Genomic DNA, 18,369 nt, shown 5'->3' on the forward strand with positions numbered 1-18,369 from the left:
GCTAATGCTAATGCTAATGCTAATGCTAATGCTAATGCTAATGCTAATGCTAATGCTAATGCTAATGCTAATGCTAATGCTAATGCTAATGCTAATGCTAATGCTAATGCTAATGCTAATGCTAATGAGAAAGTGGAAGATATAAAAAAATCAGAACAATCGGTTTTAATTTACTGTGGTTCAGTAAATAAAGAGTACCAAAAAGAAGTGAATGTGGCTGAAGGAAAAAGACTTTCACTTAATGAGGGAGGCTTCTATCAAATTCAACACCTTGAACCTATTGAACCTAAAGGTGCATTTGTTAATCGTGAGCTTGACAGCATAGATGTTGAATCAACGTGTTCCGAATTTTTAATCAGTAATACATCTGATGCATTAGTAAATAAAAATGCAGTATTAGCTCGTGTGTATTTTAACTTTGATAAATCAACATTAACTCAGCGCTCAGAGTATGTGCTTGATAAGCTTTACTCCAAAATGGGCGAGAAAGACATTAAATTTAAAGTTGAAGGTCATACTGATTCAAAAGGCAGCAGTACCTATAACTACGACCTGGGTTTAAAAAGAGCGAATATTGTGTATCAATACTTAGTCCAACAAGGAGCTGAACCTAATCAGTTTTCTGTGGTTACTAAAGGTGAGCGAGAGCCTATTAAAACAAATAAAACTGCAAATGGACGAGAGAAGAACCGACGAGTAGAAATTGAGAAAATTTAATTAATTTAAATTTAATTTTTTGGCTCAGAATAGAGTAATAATGAAATTTTAGAATGTAATATTCTATAGTTTTATTGTTGCTCTATTCTGTTTTGTTTTATCTAAAATTAATAGTTTGTTGTGAATAATATAGATGTATATGTAAACAAGAAAGAGAGATTGCTGACAGATAACATGAGTTTGAATGTGTATTTAACTAAATATGAATTCAAGCTCTTTATTTGTTTATTAGAGTTACCAGGAGTAAATCAAACAAATGATGATTTAATAAGTAGAATATGGAATGATGATAAAAAAGACAACTCAAACTTAATACAATTAATATCTAAGACAAGGCGACATTTAAAGCCATTGGAACATGTATTTAAAATAAAATCACAAAGAGGAGAAGGCTACTCAATAGAAATTAATCAAAATTATACATTTGTAGATAACTGGTTTAAATCTAGTGAAATAAAATCAGAAAAAGAGGTCAATACCTTTATATTCGACTTCAATAATAAAGTGTTTAATAAAGAAATTGTTTTATTATTACTAATTTCAGTAATGATTTCTATTTATGTAGTAAATAGAACTGTGTTTTTCCCTAAATTTAAAACAATGAGTGATAATTTTGTTAAGTTAAGTTGCTCTGATGATAATATTATATTATCAACAACTAAATTGGATTGTTCAATGATTAAGGAAAATTTTTCAAAGAGTAAGAGCTATGTACTATCTACTTTTGATGAAAAAGTTGTTTATACAGAAAAGTGAAATGGTTAATAATTCTCTTATATTAACCATTTTTTTTATTGCTGGATTATTCCTAATAACAAAAGAGGTTAAAGAAAACTATGTAGGTACATTAACTGAATTGTCTGGAGATAAATGTAAATATAGGGTTACTATTATTGATTATAAAAAAATCATCGTGAATAAAGCAATCTATGGTTTGAACGATTTTTCAAGTCATATGTGTTTATTTTCTTTAAATCATATAAAAGATAATAAGTATGTTTTGTTAAGTTCAGAATTATATTCAAATGAATCAAATTTTTTAACTTGTGATGGTTTTTTTAGCAATTTGTCAATGATTGCATTTTATCAAGATGATAATGGACTATTTTTAGAAAATAATAATACTTATTTATTTTTAAACAAAATAAAATAAAAATAGGCTCAAGTGAGCCTATTTAAAAATTTTTGTTATTATTGAGTCTAACTCTTTATTTTCAATTGGTTTTGCAAGATAACCGTCACAATGTTTTTTAATCTCAAGCTCTTCATGAACCATACCATGCGCCGTAATTGCTATGACAGGTATATGATGTGTTCGTTCTGATGACTTGATGTGTTTGGTCAGTTCTATGCCATCCATAATTGGCATTTTGATATCAGTAAAAATAATATCAGGTAAATCTGTTGCTGATTCAAGTTTCTCTAGCATGTCTTGACCATGTATTGCCTCGATGATTTCAAATCCATAATCTTCAACTTTCTTTTTTAGTACTTCGCGATTGAACTCAATATCATCAATAATTGCAATTCTTTTTGTTCCTGTAAACTTAGTCACATTTCGACGCATTGTATGGTATTGTTCGATCAATTTAGATTTGATGATTTCAATATCTTTTAATTTAATGCAAATAGATGTTCCTATTCCAACTTTACTTTTAATTGAGATATTGCCATTCATATCTTCTATTATTTTTTTAGTAATAAACAAGCCAAGACCAGTACCATATTCTCTGTCTTTATCATAGAGTTGTTCAAATGGATTGAATATACGTTCTAAATCTTTTTCTTCAATTCCTCGGCCATTATCTGTAAATACCATGATAAGATCGGTTGTTGTGGGTGTTGAATTTTCATACTTAACATCAATATCTATTTTCCCTCCGTCTTCAGTAAACTTAATGGCATTACTTAAGATATTCATTATTATCTTATTTATATATTTTTTATCTATATTTAAATGATGAAATTCCGTTTTTTTGTATTGAATTTGGATGTTCTTTGATTTTGATTGAAATTGTGTAATATCAATAATATCCGAAATGATATTGTCAATCGAGTTTGGTTTATTGTGGGCAATGATTTTGTCGGCTTCAATTTTACTTAAATCTAGAATGTCATTTACCATTTCTAATAAACCTTGACCGGCTTTATTTAATGTCTCTAATGTCTTCTTTTTCTCACTATTTTCTTCTTTTTCAATAAGATATAAACTTAGACCTAATACTGCATTTAAAGGTGTTCTTAATTCATGTGATATATTAGCTATAAATTTTGATTTATTGATATTAGCTTTTTCTGCTTGTTCTTTTGATTGTTGAAGAAGTTTCGTTCTTTCAGTTATTTTACTTTCTAAGTTATTGACTAAAATTGAGATATCTTGAGCCATCAAAGACACATTTCTTGCTAAGGTTCCTAATTCATCTTTCCTATATAATAAAGGATTATTGTATTCATAGTTACCTCTTTGAATCTCTTTGATCCATTCACTAAATAAAATTAGTGGACCTTTTACATAATAAGTGATTAAAATTGATGTTATAAGAGTGAATAAGGTAATAAATATTATTGTGTTAAATAATTTATTACTAAAAAGGATGTAGTTATTATCAATTTTATTCGTTAGATCTTGGTCATAATTGATCGATAGTTTTTTCTTTATAAGGGTAACTATGCTCCATGGGAGGTCTTTTACGGGTTGAATTGCAATAATATGGTCTTCGCCGTTTATTTTTATTTCTGAATCCCATGTTTCCTTTTTTTCGATTTTTCTCATTGCTATCATTAGGTCATAAGAAATTTCATCTAGTTTTGTAATGTCCTTAAGTTTTTGTTTATAAAGAGATAAGTATTGTTTGCTATCTGAATTGTCTGTTACGACATTCATGTTTTTATCTACTATTATTGTAACGAAGTCAGAGTAATAGTCTTTATTCTTTAATTTATTGAGCAGTTCGGTTACGTCTGTTTGAAAAATTAAATATGTACTTTCATTAATTTTATACTGCTGAGTAACGTGTGTTTCATCGGTAGTGTATCTGATCTTTACATCACTGATGGTTACATTAGTAGAATACTTTTTTAGCTCTTGTACAGCAGTGTCTAAGATATCTCTTGATTTAATCGAGCGAATGTTTTTGATTAATTCAACGTATCTTTTGGAGATGTTTTTAATCTCAATCATTTTGCGGTTTAATGAATTGCTTACATCAAGTGAATAATGCAAAGCACTTTGATGTAAGTACTTATTTTCCGCATTTGCAGCAATTGTTTTTATTTCTTCTTGATTTGAAGTGATTATCTTATACGACGTAAACGAAATGAAGACGGAATAGGCAATAATGGTACCAGCAAGAGCAACAAAGAATTTGTTTTTCAAAAGCATTAGTTGTCCTTTCTTTTCTTAATTATGGTATAGGGTAATATTTTTCTTTACTGTATTTTTTAACGTTTTTATCGAAAAAGGCTTTTCTAATATAGTTTGCTTAGGAAAATTGTATTGTTTCATCTCTAATAGTTTCTCGAACGACCCCATTAAAATGACATTTTGCGCAGCAGTGAAAGGATTAAACGATTTTTCACTTAAAAGTTTCATTTTATCTTCAATTGTGTATTTTTCACTGTCTAAATCATAAACAACAAGATCGGGTACAGGTATCTTATGCATGTCTTTTTCTGTGAGTTTATGAAAATTTGCGACTGTCATTGTCTTAGTATCATGTACATCATTTAGTTCACTCAGTACTTTATTTGCTACATCTTTGATAAGAAAGTAATTACTTACTATTAATATGTTCATAACTATGGCTCAAAAAATGATGGATTTCAGTTCACCATACTAATAGTTATTTAGATTGGTATTGATAGCATATTCAACTTAGCCTTTTAAATTTCTGCCTAAAGATCATTTATCTTGTTTTTCTCCTTTCGATAACGAATGTATAACTTTCGTTTTTTGTGGCAATGTTTCAAATAATCTTGCTGCGCAAGTTGGTCAGACCTGTTCGTTTGCTTGTTTTATGCTTTAGATCTTCTTTTTAGAATTCTGACACGTGCTTTCTGTGCTCGAACGCTCATTTTGATTGTGTTGATATTTTAAATATTAATAATAAGAGTACATTTCTTGGTGCTTAACGTGAATGCTGTACCTACATATAACGAATAAAACGCATAAAGGAATCAATCATGAGACAAAACAAACAACATACCTTGTTTGGTGAATGCCTTGCAGAGTTCATTGGAACAGGGTTACTGATCTTTTTTGGGGTTGGCTGTGTTGCCGCTTTAGTGTTAACTGGAGCTGAATTTGGTCAATGGGAAGTCAGTATTATATGGGGCTTTGGTGTTGCCATCGCTATTTATTGTACTGCTGGGGTATCAGGTGCTCATATCAACCCAGCAGTTACTATTGCACTTGCTGCTTTTCATGGTTTTGATAAAGCGAAAGTTCTTCCTTATATCGTCTCACAAATGCTTGGTGCTTTTTGCTCTGCAGCATTAGTTTACTCTCTATACAGTAATTTATTTGCGGATTATGAAATCGCAAATGGTTTCCTAAGAAGCAGTGAAGCCGCATTATCCACTGCAGGTATCTTCTCAACTTATCCTCATCCCTCTTTGTCGATACTTGGTGCTTTTGCTGTTGAATTTGTAATTACTGCTGTGCTTATGTTTGGAATTTTGGCACTAGGAGATGAGCATAATGGTGCTTCTCGTGGACCAATGAACCCATTACTTATTGGTATTTTAATCGCTGTTATTGGTGGTTCGCTTGGGCCGCTAACGGGTTTTGCAATGAACCCTGCTCGTGATTTCGGACCAAAATTATTTGCATATCTAGCTGGATGGGATTATGCCTTAACTGGGGCGAAAGAAATTCCGTACTTTATTATTCCAATCTTAGCTCCTATTGCTGGTGCATGTTTTGGTGGTTGGGCATACCCAAAAATGATTGGTGCTTATCTACCTACGGCAGGGCAAGGTTGTACGATTCCGAATCAATGTGATAAAGATGAAGATAATAAAACGGCTGAAGCATAATTATTAGAATAAATAATATCTAACAAATAACACCCTACAATTAAATATAATAAAGGAAACTCATCATGACTGAGCAAAAATACATTGTTGCACTTGACCAGGGTACTACGAGTTCTCGTGCTGTCATTCTTGACCACGATGCCAATATTGTCAGTGTTTCTCAGCGTGAATTTACTCAGATTTATCCAGAAGCTGGATGGGTTGAGCATGATCCACTAGAAATCTACGCAACACAAAGCTCTACACTTGTTGAAACGTTAGCAAAAGCTGGGATTCGCAGCGATCAAATTGCAGGTATAGGTATTACCAATCAGCGTGAAACAACGATTGTTTGGAATAAAGAGACCGGTAAGCCTGTTTATAATGCCATTGTTTGGCAATGTCGCCGTACCGCTGATACGTGTGAAAAATTAAAAGAAGCAGGATTAGAAGAATACATCCGTGAAAATACCGGTCTTGTTGTAGACCCATACTTCTCTGGAACCAAAATTAAATGGATTCTAGATAATGTAGAGGGAGCACGTGAAGATGCAGAAGCTGGTAAGTTGTTATTTGGTACTGTTGATACATGGCTTGTGTGGAAGATGACACAAGGGCGTGTCCACGTAACCGATTATACCAATGCATCGCGTACTATGGTGTTTAATATCAATACACTTCAATGGGATGAAAAACTGCTAAAAGAGTTAGATATTCCACTTTCAATGATGCCTGAAGTGAAATCATCATCAGAAGTATATGGTGAAACAAACATCGGTGGTAAAGGTGGAACACGTATTCCTATTGCAGGCATTGCAGGTGATCAGCAAGCAGCACTTTACGGGCAAATGTGTGTTGAACAAGGCCAAGCAAAAAATACTTATGGGACAGGCTGCTTCTTGTTAATGAATACAGGAAAAGAAAAAGTAACCTCTCGTAATGGCCTACTAACTACATTGGCTTGTGGTCCTAGAGGTGAAGCATCTTATGCTCTTGAAGGTGCAGTGTTTATGGGGGGGGCTTCTATCCAATGGTTACGTGATGAAATGAAACTGTTGGCGGATGCTAAAGATTCAGAGTACTTTGCGACCAAAGTAGACACCTCTAATGGTGTATATGTTGTTCCAGCTTTTACTGGTCTTGGCGCACCATATTGGGATGCTTATGCTCGCGGTACAATTGTGGGTTTAACTCGTGGTTGTGGTTCTAACCATATTATTCGTGCAACGCTTGAAAGTATTGCTTATCAAACTCGTGATGTAATTGATGCTATGCAGGCGGATTCTGGTATTAAATTATCTGCACTTCGTGTTGATGGTGGTGCGGTAGCGAATAATTTCTTAATGCAATTCCAATCGGATGTTTTAGATGTTGCGGTGCATCGTCCAAAAGTTACTGAAGTAACGGCTCTTGGTGCTGCATACCTTGCTGGTTTAGCCGTTGGCTTTTGGAATGGTCTTGATGAGTTAGCAGATAAAGCTGTCATTGACCGTTCGTTTGAACCACATCATGATGAAGAAAAGCGTAATCAACGTTACCGTGGTTGGAAACGCGCAGTAAAATGTGCACAATCATGGGCAGAGTTGCATGATGAAGAGTAATTAATCTACTTTGATGAATAATCATACAAAAGGAGCATATATATAGTGCTCCTTTTTTCTTTTCCGAACTTTAATTGATATATATCACGCATATTCATCGCAATTATTTCCAATTTTATTCGCTTCTTTGTACACTTTATTGAGTAAAATATTAAGTTGTTGATTGTTCGTAATTAGGGGAGTAATTCGTGAAGCAATTATCAAGACATCAAGAAATCGTAAACTTAGTACAGCAACACGGATACGTCAGTACTGAAGATTTAGTTGAGCAATTTAAAGTTAGCCCACAAACCATCCGTCGTGATTTGAATGAATTAGCCGATGAAAATAAAATTCGTCGTCACCATGGTGGGGCAACCATTCCTCTTAGTTCAGTTAATACAGCCTATACAACACGTAAGGTAATGCAATTAAATGAAAAAGACACCATTGCAGAGGCATTAGCAAAGCATATTCCTGATGGTGCAACACTGTTTATTGATATCGGAACCACGCCTGAATCCGTAGCTAAAGCCTTAGTAAAGAATCACAAAGACCTACGTGTTGTTACTAACAATATCAATGTTGCTATGATTTTAATGGCAAATCCAGACTTTAAAGTGATTTTAGCTGGTGGAGAAGTTCGTAATCGTGATGGTGGAATTGTTGGTGAAGCAACATTAGATTTTATTAAACAATTCCGTTTAGATTTTGGTATTTTGGGGATCAGTGGTATTGATTATGATGGTTCACTACTGGATTTTGATTATCATGAAGTGCGAGTAAAGAAAGCAATTATTGAAAACAGTCGTAGTGTTTATCTTGCTGTGGATCATACGAAATTTGGTCGTAATGCTATGGTTAATTTAGGTAGCATTACTGAATTGCATATGATTATCACCGATCAAGAGCCACCAGAAGAAATTGTAACTATCCTAAAAGATAATGAGATCCCTTATGAAGTAATTTCAAAGTAGCTCTCATTTTTGACCGATAAACGATCCCTGTTCTTGATTGAGATCAGGGATTTTTTATATCTGTATCACAGTAAATGTTCGAATTCGAAAATATAAAGTGACTATAAACGAAAGTTAAGTTATCGTGTTTTTATCGTAAATCATGTTCGTTCGCTCATTTTGTGTAAAGGTCAGACTATGAATAATGAAAATCAAACTCATATAGCCGATTCAGTTTTAGACGTCATTGTTGTTGGTGGCGGTATTAATGGCGCAGGTATTGCTGCAGATGCTGCTGGCCGAGGGCTAACCGTAGGTTTATATGAAGCATCTGATTTTGCTTCTGCAACTTCATCAGCTAGCTCAAAACTCATTCATGGAGGCTTACGATATTTAGAACATTATGAGTTTCGCTTAGTTTCTGAAGCATTAGCCGAACGTGAAGTGTTATTGGCTAAAGCACCACACATTGCAAAACCAATGCGTTTTCGTTTACCCCATCGTCCATTTTTACGCCCTGCATGGATGATCCGTGCTGGCCTTTTCCTTTACGATAATTTGGGTAAACGAACAACACTTCCTGCTAGCCATTCAGTTGATCTTGCTGTATCCGGTTTACTTAAAAGTGAAATAACAAAAGGTTTTGAATATTCGGATTGTTGGGTAGATGATGCTCGTTTAGTTATTTTAAATGCGATGGCTGCAGAAAAAAATGGAGCTGAAGTTAAAAACTATTGCCGAGTAGAAAAGGCGATTCGTGTTGATAATATTTGGCATGTAACGGTTTTTGATGTGCAAGCGAATGTTCGTTTTGAACGTAAAGCTAAGGCATTGGTTAATGCTGCTGGACCATGGGTAAAACAGTTCTTTGATGACAGTTTAGAAGACGAGTCTCCTCGCAATATTCGCTTAGTAAAAGGCTCGCATATTGTGGTGCCTAAAATTCACAATGAAGAACAAGCGTATATTTTACAAAATAAAGATAATCGCATTGTGTTTGTTATTCCTTATATGGAAGATTTTTCAATTATTGGTACTACCGATGTTGAATATAAAGGTGACCCAAGAAAAGTAGAAATTTCTGAAGAAGAAGTTAACTATCTTATTGATGTTGTTAACCAACACTTTGTTGATCAAATAAAACGTGATGATGTTGTTTGGACTTATAGTGGCGTACGTCCACTATGCGATGATGAATCCGATTCACCTCAAGCGATTACCCGAGATTATACGTTAGAATTAGAGCAAGAGTTAGATCAAGCTCCATTACTCTCCATTTTTGGTGGCAAATTAACGACCTATCGTAAGTTAGGTGAAACGGCGATGAAAATGTTGAACCCATATTTTACTAAAATGGGGACGCCATGGACCAGAAATGTTGCATTACCTGGTGGTGATTTTGATTATCCTCGACATCAACTGGTCGATAATATCTGTAGTAAACATCAATGGTTAGCTAAAGAAACAGTGGCACGTTATGTTAATCAATTTGGAACATTAACCTGGACTTTATTAGAGGGCATTGAGTGTCAATCTGATATGGGAGAGTTGTTTGCTCAAGGTGTTTATCAAGCAGAAATTGATTATTTAATTAAACATGAATTTGCTCAGAACGCAGAAGATGTTCTATGGAGAAGAACTAAGCTTGGTCTATATTTGACAGAAGAAGAAGAAAAACAAATAGCGTTATATATCGAAAGTTATTTAAGTCATAGACATAAAGTAAAACTTCAACATGTGATATAAACGAAAGCAGCCATGATTGGCTGCTTTTTTTATGTATGCTTATAAGCAATGTATGAAATGTTCATCTCATCATTAAAATAATAACTTATGTTTTTAGATATCGGGTATGAATAACTATAAGACTGTTTTTCTCTAGGGCCTGATAGCAGATTGTATGCATAAGTCATTTTGCTATTCTTTACCATACCAAATTGAAATCGTAGTGAAAGCAGATTATCGTCATCAATTTTTTTTATTAAATATTTATGATGATTTTTATTCTTTATTGGGGTTATTTTGTTGACTGAGGCATAGCCAAACCCTCCAGAATAGCCAGACTCTTTGATATAAGTTGTCTTTTTTGAAAAATAAGCATTGTTGTTTGTTTTTTCTAAGTCAAAGTTTATAAATAACTCTCCATTATATTTTTTGTTATTTAACGATCTTAATTGTATTTCTGCTGATAACGAAGTTAATTTATCTTTTTTCCCTAATAATAAATCCATATCATCATCAAATTTAACATTAGATATTAAATCTGCCATCTTAATCGGTGTTGATTCTTTTTTAAAATAAATGGCATTATAAACGTTAGTACATATATTATTTTTAAGCTTACATGCTGAAATCGAGATGAAATTATTTTGATTATTTATAAAATATTTAACATTATCTTCTAATTTCAACTTGCTAGTATCGAATTTATTTGATGCAGATGTAGTTACTATATTATTGTTTATTTTTTTGAATTTAAATGATGTCAGTTTCTCATTTCCTAAATTAGAAACTGGGTATTCTAATATTAATATAGATATTATGCTTAAAAATAAAACCAAAGCAGAATACATTCCCATACTTTGATCTTGAACGAGATGCGCCGCTTTGTACCCTTTACCTTTTACGGTTTCAATTGGTTCTAAGCCATGCATACTTAACTTCTTGCGTAGTAAGGAGATAGCTTGCGGAACGACTGATGAATGACATTTAATTTCTTTACACCATGAGTGGTTATGAATCTCCTCTTTAGTAAAGATAACGGTAGGATTTTGTATCAGTAAAGATAGAATATTTCGTTCTACTGAGTTTAATTTTATTTCCTTATTACTTTTTGTGATGATCTTTTTTTCATTTATCAGTAATGTGAAATTATGAAATTTAATTTTATTAGACATTGTAACCCCTATATTCTAAATGACCTATGATTCTCAAATATGATATTTAAAATGTCTATGATTATTGGGGATTATTTTTAGATTAATTTGATTATGTAGGATTCTATTTAAGTAATTTATTTGTTTTTATTTTTTTTGCTTTTTTTATTTCTAACGATGTCGCAGTTATGAGAGGATGGAATTCTGTTTCTTATTTAATCGATATATATTATAAGGATATTTATATGGAAAGAATCACTCTTATATGTAACTCAATGCAATCATTTATGGATCTTTGTGAAAATAATTTAGTTACCTCATGTTTTGTTCACTGTACCTTTATCGTCGAGTTAAGTGATTTTAAATGGATGGAAAAACGGTTAAAAGATAAAAGTGGTAATGGTTTGTCCGTGACCAAATTAGTCAAAGATGGTTACTTCTAAGATAAATTTACACACTAACTAATAAATACTTGGAAACTGATTTGATAGGAGTAATATCAAGCAACCATTAACAGTGAGATCTCAAAATGAAAATAAAAATTCTCTCTATGCTTGTTGCTTCCTGTGTTGCCTATTCAGCCAGTGCTTGTACTGGTATTTCTCTTTCAACAACTGAGCATGATTATATTCAAGCGAGGACGATTGAGTGGGGACAAAATGATCTTAATAGTAAGCTTATTATCTCTCCGCGTAACCATGCTTACGTCTCAACGATGCCAGATCAAAAAAATGGATTGAAATGGAATTCTAAATATGGATTTGTCGGTATTTCAGTAAGTGATGACCGATTTATTGCAGATGGTGTTAACGAAGAAGGGTTAACTGCTGGGCTGTTTTATTTTAAGAATTACGGCTCGCTAGAGAAGTATGACCCCAATGATACTAAAAGAACCATTACAGATATGGATTTTAACCGTTGGATGTTATCTCAATTTAAAACAGTAGCAGAAGTCGAACAAGCGATTAATAAAATTAAAATTGTTCCAGTGTATATTGACGCGAAAGGTACTCCATCACCGACGGCACATTGGCGAGTTGCTGATAAACAAGGGAATAATATCGTTATTGAAATAATGAACAATGGTGAAGTGAATGTTCATAAGAATACGGCAAAGGTATTAACTAATGCACCTGATTACCAATGGCAAGTGACTAATCTTAATAATTATATTCATTTAGTTCCAGGAGCAAGCCAAGGGCAGAAAATCAATGATGTGAATGCCTTTTCATTTGGTGTTGGTTCAAGTTTCTTAGGTCTTCCTGGGGATATTACACCACCATCTCGATTTGTACGTGCTGCATTTTATGTTAATTCTGCACCTATTATGAAAACAGAAAAGCAAGCGGTATCGCAAGCGTTTCATATTTTGAATAATTTTGATATTCCAATTGGTAGTGAGTTTAGCGCTAAAGAACATATTCCTGATTTACCTAGCGCAACTCAGTGGACTTCGGTAATTGATCAAACCAATGGCGCATTTTTTTATAAAACAATGCGAGATAGTACTATTAAGAAAGTAGATTTAACTAAAATAGACTTTAATGAGAAAGAAGAGGTGAAACGCCCACTCGATTCTGGGCGTTTTCATGTGATTGATGTGACCGGTGGATTGTAATTTATTAAATAAAAATAAGCTTCATGCCGGGTGAAGCTTATTTTTCTTCGACTTCTTGCGTTTCCGCTTGTTAATGTACATTGCTTTATCAGCTTGCTCTAATGCACTTTTTACGTCGTGTTCTATTGAAGAGACACCAAAAGAGAAGGATAAATCTAAACCTTTTTGTTGAAAATGTTCTTCAAAACTCGTTCGTATAGCGGCTAATTTTTTGCTTATGTTCATTGTTGAGGTTGAATCAAAACATAGAATAAATTCATCACCACCAAAACGGATTAATAAATCTTCTTTTCTTAAATATTTATTAATTAAGCGTGCACCTTCTTTGAGTTGTAGATCACCACACTGATGCCCTAGCTCGTCATTAATGTTTTTAAAACCGTCCAAATCAATAAACGCCATGGTGTTATACAAATTTGTATCTATGTGTTCTAACTTTATCTTTGTAAAACAGCCTGTTAATGGGTCTATCGCAGCATTTCCTTCTTGATCATCTTCGTAGACGAAAGTCATAATGAAAGTTTTATCAAAGTATTTAATTTTCTGTCTATAAGTATGAAAGTATTGCGTACAACTTCCGACTTCTACCGTTTCATTGGAAATCAGAATATCTGAGCTTTTGTTTAATAATTGTTGATCAAGTTGCAAGCAGGTCTGATAGTCAGGATATCTGGCCAACACTTCGTCAACTGGCATTCCGACTAAGCTACATCCAAGGTAGTCGATATGTTTTTGATTATTATAGATTGCAACCCCATGTTCATCTCGTAAAATGAAAAGACAATTACAATGTTTCATTAAATTTGTTGTAAAAAGAATTGATGGGCTTTTAATACCATCAAGTAGTTCTTGATATTTTAAATTTAACGCATTTAAATTAAAGTTATTATAATCAATACCAAGTAAATTAAATGGATCTTGACGTTTTAGGTTGCTAAGGGCGACAGTGAGTTCAGTATTATTTCTAGCAATATTTATATTATAAATAAAACGATCAATAGGTTCATTGTATTTATTATCACTGTCTAATGAACGATTACTTTTTTCTTTATGTCGTGAATTAAGTTCATTTAGTTCTAAGGGATACGATAAATGATAACCTTGAGATATCACAGAACCAAAGGAATTAATTAAGTTTAACTGGTTTATGCTTTCAATGCCTTTTATCGCTACTTTATAACCGAGAAATTTATGTAATTTATGATATAAAGAGCGTAAAAAGCAAAATGATAAATAGTCATCACTAATCGTACTAATAAGAGAACGATCAATTTTTATATAATCAAAATTGAGGTCTAGTAATGGGTCAGAATGCTTACATTCTGTTCCATAGTCATCAAGAGTAAAAAGTACGCCTAATGCCTTCAATCGTGTCATATTTTGCTTTATTTTCTCTAACTCATAGTCTTGGTTTTTGAAGTTAAGTTCTAGAGTAAATCCTTGGTGTTGAGAAAATATTTGTTCGCAATGTTCAATAAACTCATTTGATTCCAGGCTTTTAGCGAATACATTTATCGAAATATGAATGCTTTCGTTGTTTTTTAACGTTAATTTGTCTGATACGACATGCGAAACAACCTCTTTATCAAAAGACGTTTTATCTTCAAGTGATTCAATGAATTCATTTGGAAGAATCGTTGAGTTTTTAAATCTAATTAATGCTTCGTAAGAAACAATAGAACCTTCAAAGAAGTTAGGCTGATAAATGAAATATTTATTCATAATCATCGTTATTATTTTACTAGAAAAATTGTCGCTAATGTAGCACGCTTTATTTATATTGCCTTTGAATATTTTTAGTACAAATCAAGACATTGATCACATTTATAAATTGATTATATATGTATTTGAAAATCCATATTTTAATTACCCATCTAAGATGGTGATTATGAATATAATGTTATGAGTAAATTAATCTAAAATATTTTAAATTAAAGGGCGTTAAGTAGTTGATATGTAGTTATTTACCTCTTTTTTTATGTTGCCGCCCACTCCTTACTAACAATTTAGTCATGTAGACTTAACTTTTAAAAATATAAATGGAAATGGTAGTTAACAAAAATATGTATGAACAAAACGTCATAGTTAAAAAACAAACTTTAAAAGGCAAAGAACAAGTTGAATGTGATGTATCGATGCGTTCTGTTTTGAGCTCTGAAGAGATTTTTTTTATTGAAACATTGCTAGACGTAAAAATTATTTTTGCTCATTCATTTCCAAGTCAAATGGACAATCGTCGTTAACAAAGGATAACTCGTGGAATACTTTCAACGCATTTTTATGAATCTTAAAGTTAGGTACCAAGTACTGTTGCCTGTAGTCATAGCTGTATCTCTTACTGCCATTTTATCAATGGTTATAATGAACAGTTATGACAGACTTGGAAATAATTCAATATCAATGGATTACAACTCATCAGACAGTACTCAATTAACAGAAGCACAAGAAAAACTGTTACACTTAAGAATTGCTGTGAGTCGCTCAATAGGTATTCCTGATGAGCTGTCTCTTTCTTATTCTAAGTTTGAGGAAACCGATAAAATGGTTTCTGTTTTATTTAATGAAGTTAGGGCTTCAAGCAGTAAATTGTCATCTTCAGACGATTTCATAAATAAAATGAATGAAGTAAGTCGATTACTTGGTATATATGGTGAGAACCTTTCTGATAACATTAATCTTTATAAAGATATGGATAAAGCATGGTCTGATTTACCTTGGATAACTGATTATATTAATGAAGCTAACCGTATTATTTTAGCAAGCACTACAGATGAGTTTGAAAGAAAAGAATGGAATAAAATTAGACAAGAATTATATGCATCAACCGCGATCGTTGTTGTTAGAATGTCATCTGTTTATTCGTTAGATTTAAACTCAGCTTTTAAAAATGAATTGAATCTCCGTTTTAAAAAAATATTTGAAGAAACGAATAAGATCAAAAACATTAAAGCCAAAGAAGTTTTACTAAAAGGGTTCAAAGATTATTATGCAGTTAATGATGTTTTATGGAAGCAAGGACATTTAATTAATATTAATAATAGTGAATTGGTTGATGTTGGTACTAAAGCGGATTCGATCTTATCTGGTCTATTAACCGAAATTATGAATAAAACACATCACTTGAGTCTTGATGCGACTAAGCAAATTGATGAAAGTAAGTCCTTTATGCTTTTATTCTTAATAGCTGTAGCAACATTGTCTATTGGTATTGGTTGGTTGACTGCAAAAATTATCGCTAAGCCAATCCTCGAAATACAGGGGCAAATGAAACTGATTGCTTCTGGAGATTTGACTTATTTAACTAGGCTGGAAGGTTCGAATGAAGTTGGTCAGTTATGTGTTAACACAGACGATACGGTTGCTCACTTAAAAAGTTTAATTAATGATTTAAGGAACGTTGGAGATGAGGTGTCATCAGCTTCAACAGAATTAGCGGCAGTAATGGTGCAGAGTGAAGCTAATGCCAGTGATCAAAAATCACAGGTAGAACTAATTGCGGCAGCAGTAACTGAATTATCCGCGTCTTCTGCGCAAGTTGATGCTTCTGCTTCGCAAGCTGATGAGCGAGCAAGACATGTTTTATCGTTGACGGTAGAAGGGTCCAAAAGTGCGAATGAAAGTGCTAACTTGAGTAGTTCTCTTGTACAGCAAATGGATTTGACCTCAGAAGAAGTGACTAATTTAAAAGTTCAAACCGATAAAATCAGTGAAGTTATTACTGTTATTGAATCTATCTCGGAACAAACGAATTTATTAGCACTAAATGCTGCAATTGAAGCGGCAAGAGCTGGTGAGAGTGGGCGAGGGTTCGCTGTCGTTGCTGATGAGGTACGAGTCTTAGCTGCCAAAACTCAGCAATCAACACAAAATATTCAAGAAATTATTGATAATTTACAGCAAAAATCTGTTGATGTAGTTCAGTCTGTTGATGAGTCAATTCAGATCATTCATGAAACAACACGAATGAGTGAAGAGACCAATCAGAAGCTAGGTGATATCTCTGATGCAATAGAAGAGATAACATTAACGAATTCGGAAATGGCAGCTGCTGCGAATGAGCAGAACAGAGCAATTTCTTCGATAAGCGAAAATGTAAATGTGATCAGTGAGAGCATAAATCAAAATGTAGAAGGAATAAAAGAAAGCTCTCAGGCCAGCAATCATTTATCAGAGCTGTCTGAAGGTCAAAAATCTAAGTTAGCTTTTTTTAATGTGTAATGAATAAACTCAATAGGCTGTATCAATTTGATACAGCCTATTGTTATTTATAGAAAAAAGTTAAGTAACCGATATTTGCATTTTCCATGTAGACATAGTTCACTCCATTTCCCATTGGGTAAATATGATTAAAGTAAGTGGAATGAGTTCCATTTTTCATAAGAGGAAAAGCATACAGTTGACTTTGATCTTTTATAGTTCCAAATTGTTGTCGACCTGATTTAATGCCACTGTATTTCATATCTCTGCTTATTTTAGAAATATAATGTTCATTTGATTGATTTGTGATTTTTTTTGTTTCTGCGTTAAGATTAACAGAGTATCCAAAACTACCAATATAGCCAGATTCTTTTACATAGGCAGATAATTCTGCTTTGTAATGATTTGTCTCTATTTGACTTACATCATAATTAACAAATACATGCCCTGTATAAGATTCATTATTTAAAGCTCTTAAGTTTATGCTACTTGAAACTTTGTAACTACTGTGTTTATTTGAATTACAAAAAACAGGTTCTCCCTTTGGCTTATCGAATTTAAAAGACACGTCACCGATTAGTTTATTCATATCGATTTTGCTATTTTCATCATCAATGAAGAGTATTTTGTTGTATATACTTGTGCATTTTTGATTGGTTATTTTGCAAGCAGATAAGCTTATCGCTTTTTTTTGTACATGTATAAAGTACTTAACATTTTCATTAAGTATTTCGGGGCTTACTACGATAGGGGCTGAGTTTGAGGTTTGATAAATATTATCATCGACTTTGAGCAGTGATTGATCAATTTTGGGTTGTTCGTCTGGCTTTTGAATATAAAAACCATATGTGGTTATGCTGCATGCAAGTATTGCGATTGTAATACCACACTTTTTCTTTCGTTTAGACAAACAACGTTTTCTGCTTGGTGTTGCTTTATATCCCTTTCCTTTTACTGTATCTATAGCGTCAATGCCATCTCGATATAATTTTTTGCGTAAAATTGAGATGGCTTGGGGTACTACGCTGGTATTGTTATTTAGCTCTTGATCCCAAGCATAATTAAGAATTTCTTCTTTACTAAATACTTGTTTTGGCGCTAATAAAAGCAACGTTAATATCTTACATTCGGTTTCTGTTAACTTTATTTCATTATTTTTTTTTGAAATCGAGTTATCCGCGATGTTCAATATGAAATCGCGGTGCTCAATTTTTATTCGTTTAAGCATAGAGTGAATAGACTGTATTTTATATATTCGATGTATTAATTGTTATTATATATAAGATTGTCAATACCGATGTCAAGTTTGTATCAAAAATGAACACTATATTTCTAAGTATTTGATTTTGATCACTTATTGTTACTCTTTGTATTTTAAGGGTAAATATTTTTTCTTGCTGTCATGGGCT

Annotated in this window: 16 protein-coding genes; 11 read left to right on the forward strand and 5 right to left on the reverse strand. The window is 32.8% G+C overall.

Translation table 11 applies throughout. The features are described 5' to 3' along the window. The 3 genes from HC728_RS17775 to HC728_RS17785 all read left to right on the forward strand — a co-directional run. On the forward strand, nt 1-717 hold a 717-nt coding region (locus HC728_RS17775; RefSeq protein WP_190395836.1), incomplete at its 5' end, for an OmpA family protein. Nucleotides 718-837: 120 nt separating this feature from the next. After that, nucleotides 838-1,473, forward strand: coding sequence for a helix-turn-helix domain-containing protein (locus HC728_RS17780; protein ID WP_235630887.1), 636 nt, complete (start codon nt 838-840; stop codon nt 1,471-1,473). A 1-nt stretch (nt 1,474) separates the two neighbouring features. Beyond that, entirely contained in the window at nt 1,475-1,870 is a 396-nt protein-coding gene (locus tag HC728_RS17785) for a hypothetical protein (protein WP_233651461.1), read from the forward strand. Nucleotides 1,871-1,888: 18 nt separating this feature from the next. On the opposite strand, the gene HC728_RS17790 is transcribed toward HC728_RS17785, so the two are convergent. Together HC728_RS17790 and HC728_RS17795 are read right to left on the reverse strand one after the other, a co-directional pair. Further along, complete coding sequence (locus HC728_RS17790; RefSeq protein ID WP_017019801.1) at nt 1,889-4,099, reverse strand: ATP-binding protein; 2,211 nt, start codon at nt 4,097-4,099, stop codon at nt 1,889-1,891. Nucleotides 4,100-4,117: 18 nt separating this feature from the next. After that, nucleotides 4,118-4,513: a hypothetical protein gene (locus tag HC728_RS17795; RefSeq protein WP_017019800.1), complete on the reverse strand. Its 396-nt coding sequence runs from the start codon at nt 4,511-4,513 to the stop codon at nt 4,118-4,120. A gap of 386 nt (nt 4,514-4,899) precedes the next feature. On the opposite strand from HC728_RS17795, the gene HC728_RS17800 reads away from it, so the two are divergent. From HC728_RS17800 to glpD, 4 genes are all read left to right on the forward strand, one after another. Beyond that, complete coding sequence (locus HC728_RS17800) at nt 4,900-5,754, forward strand: MIP/aquaporin family protein (RefSeq protein WP_017019799.1); 855 nt, start codon at nt 4,900-4,902, stop codon at nt 5,752-5,754. A 65-nt stretch (nt 5,755-5,819) separates the two neighbouring features. Next, nucleotides 5,820-7,334, forward strand: coding sequence for a glycerol kinase GlpK (gene glpK / locus HC728_RS17805; RefSeq protein WP_005422118.1), 1,515 nt, complete (start codon nt 5,820-5,822; stop codon nt 7,332-7,334). A 188-nt stretch (nt 7,335-7,522) separates the two neighbouring features. Continuing rightward, nucleotides 7,523-8,290, forward strand: a complete 768-nt coding sequence (locus HC728_RS17810; protein WP_005422126.1) for a DeoR/GlpR family transcriptional regulator — start codon at nt 7,523-7,525, stop codon at nt 8,288-8,290. 177 nt (nt 8,291-8,467) lie between these two features. After that, the gene (gene glpD / locus HC728_RS17815) at nt 8,468-10,015 is read left to right on the forward strand and encodes a glycerol-3-phosphate dehydrogenase (RefSeq protein ID WP_005422127.1); all 1,548 of its coding nucleotides are present in this window, start codon (nt 8,468-8,470) and stop codon (nt 10,013-10,015) included. 29 nt (nt 10,016-10,044) lie between these two features. On the opposite strand, the gene HC728_RS17820 is transcribed toward glpD, so the two are convergent. Next, nucleotides 10,045-11,166 carry a winged helix-turn-helix domain-containing protein gene (locus HC728_RS17820; protein WP_065597871.1) on the reverse strand — a complete coding sequence of 374 codons (1,122 nt, stop codon included), beginning with the start codon at nt 11,164-11,166 and terminating at the stop codon, nt 10,045-10,047. Nucleotides 11,167-11,390: 224 nt separating this feature from the next. Between HC728_RS17820 and HC728_RS17825 the strand changes: the two genes are divergently transcribed. Further along, entirely contained in the window at nt 11,391-11,588 is a 198-nt protein-coding gene (locus HC728_RS17825; RefSeq protein WP_005422129.1) for a hypothetical protein, read from the forward strand. An 86-nt stretch (nt 11,589-11,674) separates the two neighbouring features. Further along, nucleotides 11,675-12,763 carry a linear amide C-N hydrolase gene (locus tag HC728_RS17830; RefSeq protein WP_005422130.1) on the forward strand — a complete coding sequence of 363 codons (1,089 nt, stop codon included), beginning with the start codon at nt 11,675-11,677 and terminating at the stop codon, nt 12,761-12,763. 21 nt (nt 12,764-12,784) lie between these two features. On the opposite strand, the gene HC728_RS17835 is transcribed toward HC728_RS17830, so the two are convergent. Beyond that, on the reverse strand, nt 12,785-14,491 hold the full coding sequence (locus HC728_RS17835; RefSeq protein WP_017019797.1) for a GGDEF domain-containing protein: 1,707 nt from the start codon (nt 14,489-14,491) through the stop codon (nt 12,785-12,787). A gap of 311 nt (nt 14,492-14,802) precedes the next feature. On the opposite strand from HC728_RS17835, the gene HC728_RS17840 reads away from it, so the two are divergent. Both HC728_RS17840 and HC728_RS17845 read left to right on the forward strand, forming a co-directional pair. Beyond that, nucleotides 14,803-15,006, forward strand: coding sequence for a hypothetical protein (locus HC728_RS17840; protein ID WP_026029379.1), 204 nt, complete (start codon nt 14,803-14,805; stop codon nt 15,004-15,006). Between the two features lie 118 nt (nt 15,007-15,124). Then, nucleotides 15,125-16,981 (forward strand): methyl-accepting chemotaxis protein, encoded by a 1,857-nt coding sequence (locus HC728_RS17845; RefSeq protein ID WP_050997531.1) that lies wholly within the window; start codon nt 15,125-15,127, stop codon nt 16,979-16,981. Nucleotides 16,982-17,024: 43 nt separating this feature from the next. On the opposite strand, the gene HC728_RS17850 is transcribed toward HC728_RS17845, so the two are convergent. After that, nucleotides 17,025-18,149, reverse strand: a complete 1,125-nt coding sequence (locus HC728_RS17850) for a winged helix-turn-helix domain-containing protein (RefSeq protein WP_238933826.1) — start codon at nt 18,147-18,149, stop codon at nt 17,025-17,027. Nucleotides 18,150-18,369 lie beyond the last annotated feature (220 nt).

This window comes from Aliivibrio sp. S10_S31, from assembly GCF_014694495.1.
Lineage (GTDB): Bacteria > Pseudomonadota > Gammaproteobacteria > Enterobacterales > Vibrionaceae > Aliivibrio > Aliivibrio fischeri.